This window comes from Bradyrhizobium sp. cir1 (genome assembly GCF_014198245.1).
Lineage (GTDB): Bacteria > Pseudomonadota > Alphaproteobacteria > Rhizobiales > Xanthobacteraceae > Bradyrhizobium.
In genome coordinates this window covers 1-18,185 of sequence record NZ_JACIHE010000011.1, presented here as the reverse complement: position 1 = coordinate 18,185, position 18,185 = coordinate 1, and the positions used below count along the sequence as shown (strand labels likewise).

At 64.3% G+C, this 18,185-nt stretch carries 16 protein-coding genes; 4 read left to right on the top strand and 12 right to left on the bottom strand.

The window, feature by feature from the left end; translation table 11 throughout:
* Positions 1-23: 23 nt before the first annotated feature.
* On the bottom strand, positions 24-1,265 hold the full coding sequence (locus GGD63_RS22030) for an MFS transporter (RefSeq protein ID WP_183245250.1): 1,242 nt from the start codon (positions 1,263-1,265) through the stop codon (positions 24-26).
* Positions 1,266-1,527: 262 nt separating this feature from the next.
* On the opposite strand from GGD63_RS22030, the gene GGD63_RS22025 reads away from it, so the two are divergent.
* Together GGD63_RS22025 and GGD63_RS22020 are read left to right on the top strand one after the other, a co-directional pair.
* Positions 1,528-2,940, top strand: a complete 1,413-nt coding sequence (locus tag GGD63_RS22025) for a TAXI family TRAP transporter solute-binding subunit (protein WP_246785590.1) — start codon at positions 1,528-1,530, stop codon at positions 2,938-2,940.
* A 115-nt stretch (positions 2,941-3,055) separates the two neighbouring features.
* Positions 3,056-3,394 (top strand): hypothetical protein, encoded by a 339-nt coding sequence (locus tag GGD63_RS22020; protein ID WP_183245249.1) that lies wholly within the window; start codon positions 3,056-3,058, stop codon positions 3,392-3,394.
* An 8-nt stretch (positions 3,395-3,402) separates the two neighbouring features.
* Here the strand turns inward: GGD63_RS22020 and GGD63_RS22015 are convergent, their stop codons facing one another.
* The 6 genes from GGD63_RS22015 to GGD63_RS21995 form a co-directional block, all read right to left on the bottom strand.
* Positions 3,403-3,936, bottom strand: coding sequence for a hypothetical protein (locus GGD63_RS22015; RefSeq protein ID WP_183245248.1), 534 nt, complete (start codon positions 3,934-3,936; stop codon positions 3,403-3,405).
* A gap of 305 nt (positions 3,937-4,241) precedes the next feature.
* Positions 4,242-4,610, bottom strand: coding sequence for an avidin/streptavidin family protein (locus GGD63_RS22010; RefSeq protein WP_183245247.1), 369 nt, complete (start codon positions 4,608-4,610; stop codon positions 4,242-4,244).
* A gap of 16 nt (positions 4,611-4,626) precedes the next feature.
* Entirely contained in the window at positions 4,627-6,141 is a 1,515-nt protein-coding gene (locus GGD63_RS22005) for a CYTH and CHAD domain-containing protein (RefSeq protein WP_183245246.1), read from the bottom strand.
* Between the two features lie 176 nt (positions 6,142-6,317).
* Entirely contained in the window at positions 6,318-9,371 is a 3,054-nt protein-coding gene (locus GGD63_RS22000) for a patatin-like phospholipase family protein (RefSeq protein ID WP_183245245.1), read from the bottom strand.
* Positions 9,372-9,834: 463 nt separating this feature from the next.
* Positions 9,835-10,071, bottom strand: coding sequence for an HGGxSTG domain-containing protein (locus tag GGD63_RS40620; RefSeq protein ID WP_283811978.1), 237 nt, complete (start codon positions 10,069-10,071; stop codon positions 9,835-9,837).
* A gap of 29 nt (positions 10,072-10,100) precedes the next feature.
* Positions 10,101-10,706, bottom strand: coding sequence for a hypothetical protein (locus GGD63_RS21995; RefSeq protein WP_183245244.1), 606 nt, complete (start codon positions 10,704-10,706; stop codon positions 10,101-10,103).
* Between the two features lie 447 nt (positions 10,707-11,153).
* Between GGD63_RS21995 and GGD63_RS21990 the strand changes: the two genes are divergently transcribed.
* The gene (locus GGD63_RS21990; RefSeq protein ID WP_183245243.1) at positions 11,154-12,137 is read left to right on the top strand and encodes a tripartite tricarboxylate transporter substrate binding protein; all 984 of its coding nucleotides are present in this window, start codon (positions 11,154-11,156) and stop codon (positions 12,135-12,137) included.
* A gap of 58 nt (positions 12,138-12,195) precedes the next feature.
* Here GGD63_RS21990 and GGD63_RS21985 read toward each other — a convergent pair whose 3' ends face one another.
* The 5 genes from GGD63_RS21985 to GGD63_RS21965 form a co-directional block, all read right to left on the bottom strand.
* Positions 12,196-12,657, bottom strand: coding sequence for an NUDIX domain-containing protein (locus GGD63_RS21985; protein ID WP_183245242.1), 462 nt, complete (start codon positions 12,655-12,657; stop codon positions 12,196-12,198).
* Between the two features lie 125 nt (positions 12,658-12,782).
* Positions 12,783-13,736 (bottom strand): lytic transglycosylase domain-containing protein, encoded by a 954-nt coding sequence (locus GGD63_RS21980; protein WP_183245241.1) that lies wholly within the window; start codon positions 13,734-13,736, stop codon positions 12,783-12,785.
* Between the two features lie 215 nt (positions 13,737-13,951).
* Positions 13,952-14,227: a hypothetical protein gene (locus GGD63_RS21975; protein WP_183245240.1), complete on the bottom strand. Its 276-nt coding sequence runs from the start codon at positions 14,225-14,227 to the stop codon at positions 13,952-13,954.
* A gap of 77 nt (positions 14,228-14,304) precedes the next feature.
* Positions 14,305-15,162, bottom strand: a complete 858-nt coding sequence (locus GGD63_RS21970) for a VOC family protein (RefSeq protein ID WP_183245239.1) — start codon at positions 15,160-15,162, stop codon at positions 14,305-14,307.
* A gap of 159 nt (positions 15,163-15,321) precedes the next feature.
* Positions 15,322-16,512, bottom strand: a complete 1,191-nt coding sequence (locus GGD63_RS21965; RefSeq protein ID WP_183245238.1) for a urate hydroxylase PuuD — start codon at positions 16,510-16,512, stop codon at positions 15,322-15,324.
* A 234-nt stretch (positions 16,513-16,746) separates the two neighbouring features.
* Here GGD63_RS21965 and GGD63_RS21960 point away from each other — a divergent pair, with 234 nt between their 5' ends.
* A complete protein-coding gene (locus tag GGD63_RS21960) occupies positions 16,747-18,087 on the top strand; it encodes a sorbosone dehydrogenase family protein (protein WP_183245237.1) in 1,341 nt (446 codons plus the stop codon).
* Positions 18,088-18,185: the final 98 nt, after the last annotated feature.

The following is an 18,185-nucleotide window of genomic DNA, read 5'->3' as shown; positions in this document are numbered from 1 at the left end:
CGGCTTTGCATTTCGCAAGGGGCTCAGACCGGCCGCGTATAGATCAAAAAGATCAGCACGCCGAACGCCAGCGCTGCCGCCATGAACAGCAGCACGGCCGGCAGCCCCGCGAGCGCCGCCACCGCCCCGGTGACAGACTGCATCAGCGCGGTGCCGAGAAAGAAGGCGAGATTGACGGCCGCGAGTGCTTTCCCTGCGACCTGCGCGTCGACGAGTTGCCTGGACATGCCGAACAGCAGCGGCTGGGCCGAGGTGAAGAGCCCGATGAGCACGAACAGTGCCAGATCGTAGTACGGCGGCATGACGTTCACGCCGAACAGCCATGCAACGGGAAAGTGCGGCGCTCCCAACGCCATCAGCGCAAGCAGCAGCGCCGCGAACGCGTGGGTGCCGGCGACCAGCTCGCGACGGCGGCCGAGCCTGCGGTCGATCATGCCGACCAGCAGCGGCCCCGCGATCATCGCCAGCGTGAACGCGCCGAGCTGGTTGCCGGCCTCGACCCGCGTCAGTCCCTTGATCTCCATCAGCCACGGCCCGCCCCACAGGCCGCGCAGCACCAGCGAACTCGCCAGCGACACCAGCGCCAGCGCGATCACGCCGCGTAGCGGCCGCGACAGGCCGAGCCTGACCACCTCGATCATCTGTGACAACGGCGAGGAGTCGTCCTTGTGCTCGGCCGGCTGGTTCGGCACCAGCACGAACACCGCGAGTGCGACGAGGACGCCGCCGATCGCGGAGATCCAGAACCCCGCCCGCCAGCCATAATGGTCGATCACGAAGGCGAGCGGGCTCGACGACAGCAGCATGCCGATATTGCCGATCGAGAGGATGGCGCCCGACCACAATCCGAACCGCGCGGCGGACAATTGCTTGGCCGCGAGCGTCATCGGGCACATCAGCATGCCCGAGGTCGCGACGCCCAGCATGAACTGCCCGACCGCAAAACTCTCAGGTCCGGTCGCAAATCCCGAGGCCACCGCGCCGAGCACGGTTCCTGCCAGCAGGCCGAGCGCCACCGGCCGCACGCCAAACCGGTCCATCGCCGCGCCGACCGGTATTTGCGAGGCCGCAAAGGCGAAATGATAGACGGAGGTCAGGCTCGCCAGCGCCTGCGGCTCGATGCGGAAATCCGCCGCCATCAGGTCGAGACTGACGGCCGGAATCGTGCGCAGCAATGTGGAGAGCATGTGCCCGCAGGCGAGTGCCACGAGCGCGAAGATCAGCGCGCGGCTGGCATCGCCCGCATTATCACTGGCAGCACCCATTGAGCATCCGTCCCGACAAGCTTTTCGGTGCCGTTACACGATCGGAGGGCGCGTGCCAACAGCGGGAGCTGCGTGTCGGCGCAGAGCCGACCAGACGTGAGGGCAGATCAGTCCAGAAACGGGCCGGGGATCGTTCTGGAAGGGGGATCCCCGGCGATTGCAGGCTTCAGCCAATATGAACCAAGCGGGCCGCCAAGACGTTGTTCTCGGGAAAACGCGGTATGCCTGGAAGCGGCAAGCGCCCTGATCTGCGGCAGCGGCAATGTCCGAGAGTACAAGTCAGACGACCGGTGACGCGGCCCGCCGAGAGCGGAGAAGGAGCAATTCCCTACTGCTGGCCCTCGCAGTTGGATTTCTTGTTTTTGGGGCCGCAACGGGTGCGCTCTATTACGCGTTGCGGCCGGACACGCTCCGGATTGCCGTCGGGCCGCCGGGCAGCGACGATGAGAAGGTCGTCCAGGCGATGGCTGATGCCTTCCGCAGCGAGAGCCGGACTGTCCGGCTCTCCCCGATCAAATCCGAGGGCGCGGCAGAGTCTCTTGCCCTGCTTGGCGCCGGCAAGGCCGAGCTGGCCGTCGGTCGCGGCGACCTGGACATGCCTGCCGAGGCGCAGGCCGTCGCGGTCGTGCGCAAAAACTTCGTTGTGCTTTGGGCGCCGTCCGGACTTGCGGGCAAGAACTCGAAAAGGAAGCACTCGCCGAAAATCAAGGAAGTCGCCGATCTCGCCGGACGCCATGTCGGTGTCATCGGGCGGACCGCGGCGAACGCCGCCTTGCTGCGGGTCGTCCTGAGCAGCTCCGGCGTAGCGGCCGACAAGGTCGCGATAACGCACTTTGGCACGGACCGCATCGAGGAACTGGCGCGCGATACGAGCCTCGATGCATTCATGGCGGTCGGGCCGCTCGACAGCAAGATCACTTCGGACGCCGTCGCTGCAACGGCGCGCACACGTGGCCAGCCGAAGTTTCTCGCCATCGAGACGTCGGAAGCGATCGCCTTGAAGCACCCCCGGTATGAATCGGAGGAGATTCCGCCCAGCGTCTTTAATGCGGACCCAGCCTGGCCGGACGACAAGGTTGAGACGGTCAGCGTCAGTCACCTCATCGTGGCAAAAAAGACCTTGTCTGAAACGACGGTGGCCGCCTTTTTTCGGCAGCTCTTTGCCGTTCGTCAGGCGATCGCGAGGCAGGTGCCGGGTGCTGCCCACATCACCAAGCCGGACCTCGAGAAGGACACCGAGCTGCCGGTACATCGGGGGGCGGCGGCGGTGATCGACGGCAATGAACGCACCTTCCTCGATCGGTATGGCGATTACTTCTGGTTCGGGCTCCTCCTTCTCTCCGGGATCGGTTCGGCCGTCGCCTGGTTGCGTCGCTATTTGAATCGCGACGAAAGGGAGGAAAACACCAGCCATCGCAAGAGAATCCTGGCCATGGTTTCCAGCGCGCGAACCGCGGAATCCAACCAGGAGCTTCTGTCCCTGCAGCGCGAGGCCGACGCCATCATTCATGAAACGCTCGAATGCTACGATGATGGCGCTATCGAGGAAGAAGAACTCGCGGCATTTGGGCTGGTGCTTGAGCTGTTGAGCAACGCCATCGCGGAGAGACGAGCCGCACTGCAGCGCGCCAATTTCGAAACCGTTCGAGGCGCCGCAACAGCGCCGCGAGGGTGAAGCGTCGGGCTAGTCTGCCGTCGGCGATCTCTGCGGCGGCGGGAGCGCGCGCAACGGCCGCTTGCCTCGGGTACCCCTTTGTGCTCGAATACCGAAAACGACCGGGAGAAATATCATGCAACGATATGTCGCCCGCGCCAACATAGACCACTATATCGGCCTTCTGAACGGCGGCGATCTGCCGGCTCATAACCGGGACACGATCCTCAAGCTGCTGATCGCGGAAGAAGACACGCTCAGCCATGACCTCGAGCAGCTCGAATTTGCGGAAAGCCGGGCGGCGAGCGGCCGCCAGCGGCTGAACCATCTGACGGGCCTGCGCAGCGCTTTTGCGCCCGGCACGACCGAGCGCGCGCAAGCCGACCGGCTGGTGGTCAACTTCGAAAAGCTCCAGGCGCTGCTGGATGAGCTCTGTCGTCGCCTCAATGACAGGGTCAACGCGCGGGGCCTGTAGGCGCCCGCTCACCCGACCCGCGGATTCACCACCGCATAGCCCCGCAACGATCGCGCGTGAACGCGGGTTGCGCGGCCTCCCGAATTGCCGTCATACGCCATCCACACGTCTCCCCCGACATGCTGCTCCAGAACGAAGACGTGCCCGTGCCGCGCGGCGACCATCCCGGGCGCGGGCGACGTCCGCGGAAAGCGCAGCCAGTTGGCAGCCAGATTCAATCCCGGCACGATGTGGCCAAACACGCGTATCGATGCCGCGCAACCGCAGAAGGAGTGCGGGCAGCCGGACGGGCGGCCGCCGACGACCTTGCCTGCGTCTTCCGCCGTCGCAATCTGCATCGCAACGCGTCCTGTAACTTCTCGCTGCGTTTGAAATTGCGATGCCGTCGTGCGGCCGCGCATGTTTGAGCCCGAGAAGTCACATGGCATCGTGACGTTGCATTCGCGCGGCGCCGCGAGGAGGGATCGGGAGGGACGTGCATCGGCGGTGCCCGATGAAATCGCAACAATGAAAGCAACAGAATACGCAACGTGACGGCGCATCGCAGGTCTCCAGGTTCATGAAGCCTGCCCCGCCGCAGAGAAGGAACAATACTGGACCAAAATACGACGGCGAACCCGGACGAAATGAGGAGCTTTTGTGGCGTTCTTTAACGTAAGTTAAGTGAGCGGCGGCCGGACGTAATCACGTCAGCTCCAGCAGCAGCACGCCCGGGACGTCGAACGCCAAAGCATGATCCGGACCCGAAGGGCCGCGTTAGCGCAAAGCGCGAAGCGGTTTTCGGGAAAGATCATGCGCAAACAAAAACCTAAAGCGCGATGACGATTCATCCAAATCTCATCGCGCTTTAGGTCCGCTCGAAAGTGTCGACGTTGGTTGTCACGGCGCGCCACCAGTTCAACGGCTTGAGCTTTGCGGGATCGCCCTCGTTGGCGGCACTCAGCGTCTGGTCGGCGACCACGAACCAGGCGGTCTCCATTTTCCCGTGACGCAACAGTCCCGTGTACGAAACGACGCGGTCGCCTGTCGCAGACGAGCCCACCGCGACAAAGCCGATGCAATTGCCCCGATGAAACCCGGTGACCTGCACCGTTTGTCCATAGAAGCCGCTGTCTTCGAGCGCGGTCTCGAAAGTGCCTTCGATGCGCTCCTCCGTCTCGCTGATGATGCGCAGGATGGAGCCGAACTGATTTCGCCAACTGCCGACCCATGACATCCCGGTTCTCCCAAGGTCACTTGCCCGGTGCGATGCGCAGCCGGTGCAATCGATGCAGCTCCCCGGCGGCGTCCTTCATCAGGCCGCGCGCCGCCTCACGCTCCCGGCCGACGATGAACCCTGATGCAAAGGCCTGCGCGCGCCGGTTGGCCGGCGGCGCCGCCAACGCCGTCTCCGTCGCCAGCTCGCGATGCGTCATGAAGTCGTTGAGCGATCCCAGCGCGGATTGGATCTGCTTCAGCTGATCGGAGAGATTTGCGAGCTGCTTCTGGTCGCGATCGCTGTACAGGCTCCCAAAGAAGTCGACGGCGTAACGGATCTTCTTGATCCTGATCCGCAGCTTGTGACGCTGCATCGGGTCGAGATCGTCCAGCTGCTTGCCCTGCTTGCGCGCCGTCCTGATCCGGCGGTCCAGCACCGCCGCGGCGTAACCGGCAATCGATCGGTCGTCGTCGGCGCGGGACTGTCCGGTTTCGAGCCACTCGATCACGTCGATCAGCAGGCGGCGGTAGCGGGGCGATTCGACGGCCTCGCGGGCGCGCGCGAAGGCTGCGCTTCGCTCCGCGGAGAATTTCTTGGCGATCGCGCGAGCGCCGCGTTTCGGGACGCCTTGGCCCGCGATCGGCAGAATGCTTTCCGTGAGGAAGACGTCGATCTCGCGCGCCGGCGCCAGCTCGCTGGTGAGCCATTTGAGCTCGGCCTTGATCCGATCCGTGCTGGCGCGCGGCAGGATGTCGGAGAACAGCGAGATCGCGGCCCGCAGGCGCCGCAGGCCGACGCGCATCTGGTGGACACCTTCCGAATCCGTGTCCCGCACCGGATCGGCATTCGCCGTGATCTGGCGCAGCGTCGAATGCGCGATCACGCCGAAGGCATTGCGCGGCGAGAGCTCGCGTTTCAGCTCGATCGGCTCGGCGTGCTGCGCGCCTGCGCCGTTTCCTTTCACGAGTTGAAAGCCTCGCTCGGCTTTCGAGCGCAGATCGAGCTCGGCGCCCGTCCTGCGTTCGAGATTGCGTGCCAGTCGAAACAGATCGGCGACCTGCCCGGATTTCAATTCCAGCTCGAGCTCGGCGACCGGCCGCGAGCGCCGCCCGGCGCCGATGCGGCCACGGTCGACGGCGAGCTCGATCTGGCTCTTTCGTACCCGCCTTGCCTCGGTGGTGCGATGAACCTCGGTCCGAAACACTGGTCGCAGCTTGCGCGGAAGTTTTTTGGACGCGAGGTCCGCAAGAGGCGTGTTCTTGATCTTCTTGAAGTCGGGCCTTGCGCCGGCGACCTCGTGTTCCCATTCGCCACGTGTCACGGTTCCGGAGCCGCCCGCCTTCACGGTCTGCACGTAGCGATCGCCAGCCTTGCGGACGCGGAGCGTGAGACCATGTCGCCTGAGCTTCTGCTTGCTGGTGTCGTAATAGGTCGACACCAGCGCCTGCTCCGACCGGTCGCCGCGTCGTCGGTTCGAAGCGCCGGCGCGCAGGACGGATGACAGCTTTCGCGGCGCAAGGCGGAATTTGAGTTCCGTTTCGGCATTCATCGGACGTGCTTCCGTTGCCGATTCAAAGTGGCGCCGGCGCGAGAAGTTCCGTGTGCAACGGGCATTTCGAATCCCGATGCGTCCTCCAATTGCCGCGTCCGCCGGTCATGGAAAATTCACGGAACTTGCCGAAAGAACGGCCGATTGACGCGCAGGCGAAAGCGAATCCGGTCAGTTCATTGCGGTGGTTGGGGTGGTGGCGGAGGCGGCGATGCTTTCAGCTTCTCGACAATCGAGAGGAATGTCGGGGACGCTCCGGTCCTCGCGTCGACCGAAAGACCTCCGCCGGACTCGAATGCGCGTTCTGCGATCTCGTAGCCGAGCGCCCGGTAGCTCTCGAATTGCGATTCCGAGAAGAACTGGTTCAGCGTGGTCTCGTGCGGAAAGGTGGCGTGGGCGATCGCATAGCTCAACACGCCCATGGGCTCCGTGCCGTGCAGGCCCGACTTGAAGTACAAGAGCAGTCCGTTCTGCGAGTCGCCCCCATCGGCCTCACGATAGAGAATGTCGCCAATCGCCCAGTAGGGCGCTTGCTCCGCAGGGGTTGGACGTTCCTTGAAGCGCTTCTTCAGGAGGTCAAGCCCGTCCAGGTCGATGCGTACTCCGAGATCGATCCAGATCTTGCGCAGCGCATTGCCGAGGTCCTCGAAGGAATAATCGGGGTCGCAGCCGGCGTCGCTGACCACGATCAAGCGGCAGCGCCGGCGGACCATCTCGTAAAGGCCGAGATTTTCGAAGTGCCCGCCGTCGGTCAGGTAGACCCAGCGCTCGGTCTCGCTGGTCAGTCCGAACATCTCCATGAAGAACGGCCGGAGCGCGTTCGTTGGCTTGACCTCCGAATAGTAGGGATTGTCGCCGCGCGGATTGGCCAGCCACCAGCCGAGGCGCACATTGAACAGCGCCATCAGGAAGGCGACGCCCGGCGAGGAGTTGTAACCCATGCTCGGGCTCACGGCCGCGCCGGAGATCGCCATGGCGGTTCCGAGCGTCAGCTTTCCGCCGTAAGGCAGCGGCTGGTCGGCGGTGGCGTAGGTCGTCCGGTATGCACCGTCCGAAAAGACCGCGCTGCCGCTGCCGCAATGCAGCGGCGAGAACGTGAAGGGCGCGGCCATCCGTTCCTGCCATGCCAGGTTCTTGGACGACACTAGGTTGAGCGCTCCGCTGATGACGTGGAACGGCTTCCAATTGGCCCCTGTCGGCGCGACGTCATGCTCCCAAAGCTCGTGCAGCAGCGGGCTGTCCCGGCCGTCGAAATCCGTAAAGGCGTTCTTCGTCTTGTCACGGTCCTTCTCGTTGCGCGACGCACCCAGAAAGGCGCGAACCAGCCGATTCCGGTAGAGGCCGTGGAGTGAGTATCGGTTGATGCTGAGGACATGTGAGGCCGCGTAGATCAGCACGCCGAGCAAGATGCCCGCCAGGAACACCGTGGTCCAGGGCATATGACCGTCTGCGCCGGAGGCAAGTGATTTGAAAGCCGCGTCCCAGCCGATGGACAGCAGAGCGACCAGGACTGCCGCGAAGATCGCCGCTGCGACGGCCGCGATCGTGTTGAGTCCGAGATATTGGCGCAAGCCTGAAATCTGCTCGGCGGCGGTCTTGGTCTTCGAACTCGCTCCGAGGAGGATGGAGAGCAGGCCGGACAGACCTCCTCCGGCTGCGAGCGAGGGCACAGTTGCACTGCCAATCTGTGTCTCGATCCATCTTGCGGCCGGTGGCGCGCCGAGTACGAGCCCGAACCACACGAGCCAGCCGAGATAGGCCAGCGTGAAGAGCCCGCTCGACCGCGCCTGAAATTCGAGCCCGACATCCACTTCGGACAGGAACTCGGCAAACGCAATATAGATCACGTCGGCGACGATGCGCGCCAGCACGATCCAGGGCAGCCCGAGTACGCAGGCAAATGCCGCTGCCGTGGCGGCGGAGTCGGAGGGGTTGATGCTCCAGAGCAAAATCAGTCCCGCGGCGCTCAGCAGACCGAATGCCGCGCCGGCGACTGCCCAGGCGATTGGCTCGATCCGCGGATGCTTGGGACGAGCGGCGGGCGGTGGGCGCGCAGACTTTCCAAAAACGACCGTCCATAGCGGGGCCAGCGCCCAGGAGATGAGAAAAAATATCACTCCAAGCAGTGTTCCGCGGATCAGCACCGCCGCTGCCAGGTGCTCGCGTTCGAACTGCTCGAGGAATCCGAATCCGCCGGCACTAAGTATGTCGGAGAGGGTCTGTAATCCGTATGGACTTTGCAGCACGAAAGCCAGAAGTGTGGCTCCGATAAGGAAGGGAGCGAGATCGCACAGGAGAAAGCGGGGCTGTGCGACATTGATCCATCCGCGCGCGGGACGGTTTGCGACAGAGAAGGACAGGGAAACCAACAAGCACAGCGTTGGTATGGTCATCACGACCAGAAACCATATCGACTTTTCTGTAATGCCGTGGGCGTCGATGAGAGCAAAGTAGAGTGCCTTGGTGACGAGCACCGCAAGGATCATCGGGGGGACAAGCAGGACCCAGTTCAGGAACAGATTGCGCAGGACGCTGGCGACATCGCTCCACAGGTCGGGAGAAAGCGACGAGAAGCTTGGAGAGAGGAAGTGCGAGTTGCGCCGAAGGTTGGAAATCGGCTCTGCTTCTTCGTGATCTCTGAGTTGACCACGGCTCTCGCGCCGATTGAGCGCTGAAACCACCGGGTCCGGAGTGTTGCCCTGGCTGGTCTTGCTTGTATTCGCGGCTGCTCCGTGAGAGGGCAGCTTGCGCTGCTGATAGAGCCAGGCCGACAGCCAACTGCCGATATAGCCACCCCCCGATACTGTCGACAGATACTCGAACTGCTTCAGGGCCGAACCTTGCTTCTCGTCCTTGCGTTTCGATCTGACCTCCAGGGCCGCAATCCTTTGCAGGATACCGAGTGCAAACGCCGCGCTGCGGATTCCTCCGCCGGACAGGCACAGCGCCCACCGGTCGTCCGCGTTGAGCGCTTGGTAGACGGTGAGGAGTTCCGGGACGGGAGCCGTCGGCGGCGGCAATGACCCTGGTCGGATTTCGGAAGAGGGGTGCCGATTTGAAATCGATAAGTCGAAAGGTGGTATCGGCGAGGCCTCAGGCGCTGGCGGTGCCGGGACTGGCGAGGCGCCAGCTGCCGCATCGTTCTCGTTCTTTGGCGGGAATGCCAGGGGAGTTCCGGTGAGCGCACGTCGTTCCTCCCAGAGAACCTGCGAAAGATTCAATGCCCCCATGACACCCCTCCCGCTGTTTCACCGAGATCGCCCAAGCTAGCGATACCCGGGACAGCACGCGTGTGAAGCAATTCACAAACACGCGCAAATTGTCAGGCGCGGGGCCGTCAGGACGCAGGGCTATCGCATATGAAGGAAGAGTAGCGGATAGCTCGCCCACAACTCATCCTTCGAGACGCCCGCCGATGGCGGGCCCTCAGGATGAGGGCGGAGTGCGCGGCTGCAATTTCAACGGGGCCAATGCTGCTTAGCCTCATCCTTCGAGACGGCGCTTACGCGCCTCCTCAGGATGAGGCTAATCAGCGTCAGTGCCCGTTGAAACTGCTGCCGCGCACTCCGTCCTCATCCTGAGAGCCCGCCTGAAGCGGGCGTCTCGAAGGATGGCCACAAGGAAAAGCTCTCAAATGCGATAGCCCTACGTCAGGACGGGAGGACGGCAGCCGGCCCGCTCGCGACAGCGGCATCACTTCAACTCCTCCAGCAGTCTTTGCGCCTCGTCGAGCAGCAGTCGCATCTGTCCCGACTCGGCTCTGGCGGCTCGCGTGAACAGGCCGTGCTTCTGTGCATTCCGGTTTCCTCTCGGCGCCCCTGATCGCCTTGCTCCTCCGTGCATGCGACATCGCTGCTTCCCCTGCCTGGCCGGTGCGCGGCAGGTGCCGCCATCGCGGGTCCTCGCGCAGCAGCGAGGGCTCGACTGCATCGGGGCGGTGTTGCGGCTGTGGGCGCCGGTCATCGGCTCGCCCCTTGCCTTGCGTCGCCCGGGCCTATCTCCGCAACGAGTACGCCCGCATGTTGCGTGACGTTGCCGACGATCGCGCGTCCGCCATCCTGCACGGACAGGTTCTGCACCGTGATCGCGCGTTCGTCGCTGTTGCGGTGGCGGCTGAGCGCCTCGACCTGGGCGGCGAAGGTGCGGGAGAGCCGGGTCAATGCGCGGGTGACGGTTTCCTGCTGCGGCAGATCGTCGGTGCAGGCGAGCCGGCAGGCGCAGCGCATCGCCGCCATGTGAACCGAGACCATCTGGGACACCAGCATGGCCTCGATGGAATCCTTCGGCGCGATGCTGCGGATCGTCGAGATCATGAAGGCGAGGTTGGCCTCGTCAGGCTTCTGCCCGATCGCGCTCGCCTTGACCAATTGCCGGAGCATGCCGTGCAGCGCGTCGCGGTCGACGGCACCGAGCGCCTCGGCCAGCAACCGCTCGCCGGCTTGCGGGTCCGGATGGCTGATCGCAATGCGGCGCTTGTAGAGCTTGACCCGCGGGCTCGCGGCAGCGGCGCTGCGATCGTTTGCCGCAAGCGGCGATGTAATGTGGCGTTCGAGAGCTGTCGTCATGGGCCGTGTCCTTTGCTGACGTTAGGCACGCGCGAGCGATCGTTCGCTCGCGGCGCGCGGATGCGAATTTCGGGATGTCGATGAAGGGTTTACGCGCAGCCAGGTCGTGACATCCATGGCCGTATCAGGCGTGGATGCTGACGATTGTTGCGATGGTGGCATTCTGCCGCTGTTTTGCCCGACGAGTCAAATCCATTTAGAAAAAACAGAAATCAGGGGTCATCCCCTCGCAAGTCCTTGATCCGGCAGAGGCCGGCTACTGTGCATGGGGTTGTTTTCGAACTTTATTGTTGAGACCGCCCCGTGCGTGCCGCGCGGCGGAATTGCCTGGTATCGTGTGGGTGGAAACGCGATTGCGAAATCCGGTGTGGCCGCTCATCATGGTCGTTGCATGCGCCGCACCAACAAACATGCACAAAGCGGCGCGCGAGGTTGGGGAGAGAACGAATGCAACGAACGGCCCGCCTGCTGGCGCTCATCGCCGGACTATGCGCCGCTGCGCTGACCACTGAAGCTCTCGCGCAGAAATATCCGTCGCGGCCGGTGAAGATCATGGTCGGCTTCAGCGCCGGCGGCCCCGTCGATGTGGTCGCGCGCATCATCGGCGATCGGCTCGGCAACAAGCTTGGACAGCCCTTCGTGGTCGAGAACCGCGCCGGCGCCAACGGCATGATCGCCGCCGAAGGCGTCGCGCATGCCGATGCGGACGGCTACACCATGCTCGCCTGCAACTCCTCCACCATCACGCTGAACAAGACGCTGTTCAAAGACATCCGCTACGATCCGGAGAAGGATTTCGCGCCGCTGACCACCGTCGTCGCGGCGCCGCTGGTGCTGGTGGTCAATCCGGAGAATCCCAAGACCGCCGACATCAAGACCGTCGCCGATCTCGTCGCGGCGGCGAAGGCGGCACCCGGCGCGCTCGCCTACGGCTCGGGCGGCAACGGCAACCTCGCCCATCTTGCCATGGAGCTGCTCGCCCAGAGGGCCGGGATCAAATTGATCCACGTGCCCTATCGCGGCGGCGCGGCCTCCGAGGTCGGCATCCTCGCGCAGGAGGTGCTGGCTGTGTTCGATCCGCTCTCCGCCGTGCCGCTGGTGAAGGCCGGCAAGCTGCGCGCGCTCGCAGTGTCCTCGGCCGAGCGGCTGCCGGCGCTGCCCGACGTGCCGACCGTCGCGGAGGCCGGCTATCCCGGCTTCGACATCTCGTTCTGGGTCGGCTTCTTCATGCCGAAGGCGACACCCGCGCCGATCCTTCAGACGCTGCACCAGGAGATCGTCACTGCTGCCAAGGATCCGGCGGTCGCGGAGAAGCTCGGCTCGCAGGGCGTCGTCAGCGTGCTCAGCCCCGCCGACTATGCCGCCAAGATCGCGAAGGAGACGAAGGAGCTTGCCGAGGTGGTGGCGGCGGCGAACATCAAGGCGGAGTAGGGCGCCGGTTCAGCAGCGGCGACAAGCCGGTGTGAGCGGCGCGCTGCGGTGACGCCGCCTATCCGTCACGGGCTAGTTGTGCGAGACGTTCGAGCAGCGGGCGTTGTCCTGCGTTGATCCTTTGGTGCGCCTCTTCGACCGTGAACCATTCGGCACGGTCGACCTCCGGAAAGTGTTGCCGCTTGCCGCTGCGCGGCGGCCATTCGATCTCGAACGTGTTGCTGCGAATGCTGCTCACGTCGACATCGAGCTCGGCCGCGAATCCGGTGACGATCTTGCCGCCGCGCTGCCTGATCTGACCAAGCGCAATCAGCGGCATCGTCACCGCAAGTCCAAGCTCCTCGGCAAACTCCCGCCGCGCGGCGATTTCTGCGTCTTCTTCGTCGGTGTACTCGCCCTTCGGGATCGACCACGCGCCGAGATCCTTGTTGCGCCAGAACGGTCCTCCGGGATGAACGAGCAGAACCTCGAGATCGCGGCGCTTGCGATAGGCGATGATCCCGGCGCTCTTCGTTGGCATCGCAGGTTCCCCGACGGCCTCTGTTCCGGGAAAAACTGGAACAGAGCTTCTCAGCGCCGGTTAGTGGCCAAAGTTGAACCGGACAATGGGAGAGAAGCATGATCCGGCTGCTAGCAACAGCCGCATTAGCTTGAGGAGCGCTCGCGCGATGCGACACGGATCGCACGCGCCTTTGAGCCCTTTGTTGCGCGCGCCGCAATCATGCTGCGCGCCCTGCCGTGGGCCGAGGCGCTCTTGCGCAGCAGGGATGCGAACCGCTTGCGCGCACGGCTTGCCGACAGACGCGCCACCTGCTCGGCCTTGCGCATGATGGTGATGACCGACGGCGTCAGGTTCGCCGGAACCCAGGCGACGTCCTTCGTCTTGGAGAGGCTGCCGATGCCTTCGCATGGCGCCTCGCGCGGCAGGTCGATCCGGATTGCGAGCGCCTCCGAGCGTTCGGTCCAGTCCTCAGCCCTGGTGCCGGTGATGATGCGGACATAGTCGCGTGTCTCGCGCGGCAGCTCGCTTTCCCTGGCGAGCCACTTCTGGATGCGGCCGGGCCCTGCGTTGTAGGCGGCCGCTGCGAGGCCGAGATTGCCGAAATCGTCGCGGAGTTTGCGCAAGAACTTTGCCGATGCCGGCAGGGCCTTCATGGGATCGAAGGGATCATCGAGGCCAACTTCGGCGGCCGTCTCCGGCATGAACTGTGCGATGCCCTGTGCACCGGCCGGGCTGACCTCGTTGGAACGAAAGCGGCTCTCCTGCCAGAGCAGGCGCGCGAAGAACGGCACGGGAATGCCGCTGGCCTCAGCCGCCTCCCTCAGCGCGTGACAGAATTGATCGGTTGGCGAAGCAGGCTGCACAACGGTTTCGACCGTGCGCGCCGGCTCGATCGTCTCCTCGTAAGCCGCGCGTGCGTTCGCGAGCTCAATGGCCTGCACGCTCGCGATGAAGAGGTCGACCAGCGGAACCAGCGAGGGGGCGCGATCGGATTTGGGAGTGGAGTTGTCGAAGCTTGATGCCTGCCAGGAGGGCGATGAGCCGATGTCGCACATCAGAATCAGGAACGCAGCGCAAGCCGCGACGAGAAATCGCATCTCGGTCAGAGTCCTCGAACTGTGGGGGAACGACCAGCGGTGCGCCGGTGACGAGGACTTCATTAACCGCAATTGCGGCGAAGCTGCGATTCCGAAGGGCCGCCCGGTGTTAGTACGGTGTTCCCGCCGCAGAACATCCGCCGTCGGCCCGCGGATCTACGGGAGCCGCAGGAACACGCGACGTTGTGAGCGGTACTGCGGTGGACGGGCGGCGCTTACGCCTTGGGAAAATCCTTGCGCATCGCGATCTCGGCGGCATCGCCGGGCGACAGCACGGTCTGGTCGAAGGCGGCCTGCGGCCTCGTCATGATGTCATAGAGCGAGATGCCCTTGATCGGCTTGCCCATGAGCTCACGGACACAGTCGGCGAGCGTGCCGTTGTAGACGAGATAGGGCGGGCCCCGATCCTTCTGCCTCTCGCCCTTCAGCGACGGCCACTTCTTCAGCTCGGCCGGCGCGTCGTAGGCGATCGGCGATCCCTCTTTGAACATGCGTCTGGTCCCGGCGACTTGGATTGCCGGGAATCCTAGAGCCGCCGGGTAAACACACGTTAAAGAATTGGTTAAAATCAGCCGGCAACGAAGGCGAGCAGGGTGCCGTTGGCCTTGGCCGGCGGCACGCAGATCGCTGCCCCACTGCGCACGGCGGCCGACCCCAGCGCCTTCTCGGTCGCCGTAAGATCGCCGCTGACCAGCACTAGGGCCGCGCCGCCGCGCTCGGAGAGGCCTGCGAGCGGCACGCCGGGATAGCGCTTTCCGAGCTGGTCCAGCGTCAGATAGACAAAGTCGGCGCGCTCGCCGCCCGAAGGCACGGTCACGGCGCCGTCGGTCTCCGCCTTCCGCTCGCGGTCGATCAGGCGCGCGAGGTGTGCGGCTTCCTGTGCGGGCTCGGTCGTCGCGATCAGCGTCTGCTTGATCCGCTTGGCCGCATTGGCGTGCTTCATCAGCTCGGGAATCCACACCGTCTCGCGGGTCTTGTGCTGGCAGGCGAAAATGCGCACGCCGCCCGGCGCCTCGGCGGTCGGCCACATGAAGGTGCGGAATTTCGCCGCCGAGATCGTACCATCAGGCAGCGTGACAGGGCGTTCGAAATCAGTGGGGCCGATCGGCGTCAGGCCGCGTGCACGAATCTCCTCCGCGCCGGCGGCGCTATCGACCGCGGTGAAGGCGATGCGCTCGATGCCCTCGCCATGACGCTCGACGAAGGCACGGGCCGGCGCATTGTGCTCGGTCGCCGCGAGCACGCCGAGCAGCTCCATATAGTCGGGGTCGAACATGATGGTGTAATTGCCGGTGCCCATATGCGCGCTGTGGGTGCCGCGTGGCGAGATGGTGAAGCCGAGCTGGTGATAGTTCTCGGCGGCCTTGTCGAGATCCTTCACCATGACCACGGCGTGGTCGATACCGATAACGTTTTTGAGGGCCACTGTTCTTTCCCCGAATGCAAACTGACTTATGCAGGCTGACTTGGACCGCGTCAGCGGCCACGGGTCCTGTCTACGCCGGATAGCCTTTCAAGTCATTTTCAATTCAGTGGGAGATGCGGAATTTCATTCCGCGAGATGCGCAATCGACACGTGACGGCCTCAGCGGGCCTGCTCGATATAGGCCGCGAGGATGGCGCGCTCCTCGCTGGTCATCTCGGTGATGTTGCCCGGTGGCATCGCATTGGACCAGGCGGCGACACGGCCGATCAGGCGGATGTTGCGCTGGATGTGCTCGGGCGCGTCGAGCAAAATGCCTTTCGGCGCGGTGACGATGCCGGCCCAGACCGGCTCGGCCGCGTGGCACATGCTGCAACGGGACATCACGATCTCCTCGACATTGGCGATCGTGACCGATGTCGACAATGCGCCCGTCTTCACCTCGCGCGGGCCGGCGGCGGAGAGGAAGAGGATCGCGATCACGCCCATCGCTGCGACACCCCACACCCACCACGGCGATTTACGCCCCGCATGTCCCTCGTTGAAGAAGTGGCGGATGACGGGGCCGAGCGCCAGGATGATGGCGACGATGATCCAGTTGAATTTCGTCGCGTAGAGCAGCGGATAGTGGTTGCTGATCATCAGCACAACCACGGGCAGGGTCAGATAGTTGTTGTGGACCGAGCGCTCCTTGCTGGTCTTGCCGAGCTTCGGATCGGGCGCCTGTCCCGCGATCAGCGCTGCCACGATCTTCTTCTGGTTCGGGATGATCAGCGTGAAGACGTTGGCGACCATGATGGTGCCGATGATCGCGGCGATCTGGTTGAAGGCGCCGCGGCCGCTCAGCACATGGGTGAAGGCATAGGTGAGCGCGACCAGGAACAGATAGCCGCCGATGGCGAAGGGCAGCTCGCGCTGGGCGAGCCCGGTGCGACAGGCGGCTTCATAGAGCAGCCACGCCAGCGCCAGGCTGAAGAAGCTGAACAGTCCGGCCTGGAACGGCGTGAGATCGAGGATCGATTTGTCGACCAGGAACAGGTCGGCCTCGAGATAGTACACCACGACCATCAGCGCGAAGCCGGACAGCCAGGTGGTGTAGGCTTCCCATTTGAACCAGGTCAGCTCGTCCGGCATCTGGCTGGGTGCGACCAGATATTTCATGATCCGGTAGAAGCCGCCGCCATGGACCTGCCAGGCCTCGCCCTGCACGCCGTCAGGCAGGTCACCTCTGGGCTTGAGGCTGAGATCGAGAGCGATGAAATAGAAGGAACTGCCGATCCAGGCGATCGCCGCCACCACGTGCAGCCAGCGGAGCAGCAGGCTCGCCCATTCCGATATGATGGATCCCCACATGATCTCCCCATCAGGTGCGACATCGATGCCGCAGCTTTGATGACCGCAACCGGCGGTCGTCGCCCCTCCAATGTGTCGCACCGATCAGCAGCATTTTCCAGTATGATGGGTTGCGGCTGATGCACATCGTGCGGGCATGAGCTGATGTGGGATGCGGCAGGCGTTTTGCCTGTCGCAGACCATTTGCGGGTGGATGAGCGTTGACATTTGCGGAGTGAAAGCCGGGAGGAAGACGTGAAGAGCAGAATATGGTCCGTGGCGATGTCGGCGGGGTTGCTGGTCGCGGCCGCGACCGGTGCGCAGGCCGAGCCGGTGCTGCAGGGCAAGGACGCCTATGGCGATTGGCAGGCCGACAAGCCCGGCACGGTCAGGCTGATCCGGCCGCAGGATCTGGTCAGGCCCGGCGCCACGCGGTCGGTCGCCAGCTCCTCGCGGGTGGTGCCGCGGCCGCCGGAGGCTGCGCTCCGGGTGCCGGCCGGTTTCAAGATCGAGCTGTTCGCCGACGGCTTGCGCGCGCCGCGCATCATACGTGTGGCGCCGAATGGCGATGTCTTCGTCGCGGAGACGCGGGCTGGCACCGTCCGCGTGCTTCGCGCTGGGGAGGGCGGCAAGCTCGCGACCAATGAGCTCTTTGCTAGCGGCTTGCGGCAGCCATTCGGCATCGCCTTCTTCCCGAACGGCGACAATCCGCAATGGGTCTACATCGCCAACACCGACAGCGTCGTCCGCTTTCCCTATCAGGCCGGCGACCTCAAGGCGCGCGGCAAGGCGGAGACGATCGTGGCGAGCCTGCCGCATGACGGCGGTCATTCCACCCGCGACATCGTCTTCACCCCCGATAACAAGCGCATGCTGGTCTCGGTCGGTTCGCTCAGCAACGTCGCCGAGGGCATGGGCACGCCGCCGGGCGGGATGGACGCGTGGTCAAAGACGCAGCCGCTTGGTGCAACGTGGGCCAGCGAGCTCGAGCGCGCCGCGGTGCTGGCCTTTACGCCTGATGGCAAGGAGCGGAAGATCTACGCCACCGGCATCCGCAACTGCGTCGGCCTCGCGATCCAGTCGCAGAGCGGTCTGCCCTGGTGCTCGACCAATGAGCGCGACGGTCTCGGCGACGACCTCGTGCCAGATTACGTAACCAGCGTGAAGGAGGGCGCGTTCTACGGCTGGCCGTGGTTCTATATCGGCGGCAATGAAGACCCGCGCCATGCCGGCGCGCGGCCGGACCTCAAGGACAAGGTGACGGTTCCCGACGTGCTGATCCAGCCGCACTCGGCTTCGCTCGGCATGACGTTCTACCAGGGCACGCAGTTTCCATCCGAATACCAGGGCGATGCCTTCGCCGCGGAGCACGGCTCCTGGAACCGCTCGAAGCGCACCGGCTACAAGGTGATCCGTATCCGCATGAAGGACGGCCAGCCGACGGGGGAGTATGAGGATTTCGTCACGGGCTTTGTGGTGAGCGACACGGAGGTGTGGGGCAGGCCGGTCGGCGTGGCGGTGGCGAAGGATGGATCGCTGCTGGTGTCGGAGGATGGCAACGGCACGATCTGGCGGGTGACGCAGGTGCCGCAGTGACAGTGTCCAGCGGATGGATGGGTAACACAATAGACCGGATCGATAGGTGACAGTCGTTCATGGTTCGGTCCGCTGCGGCGCTGCGCTAGCGCAGCGCC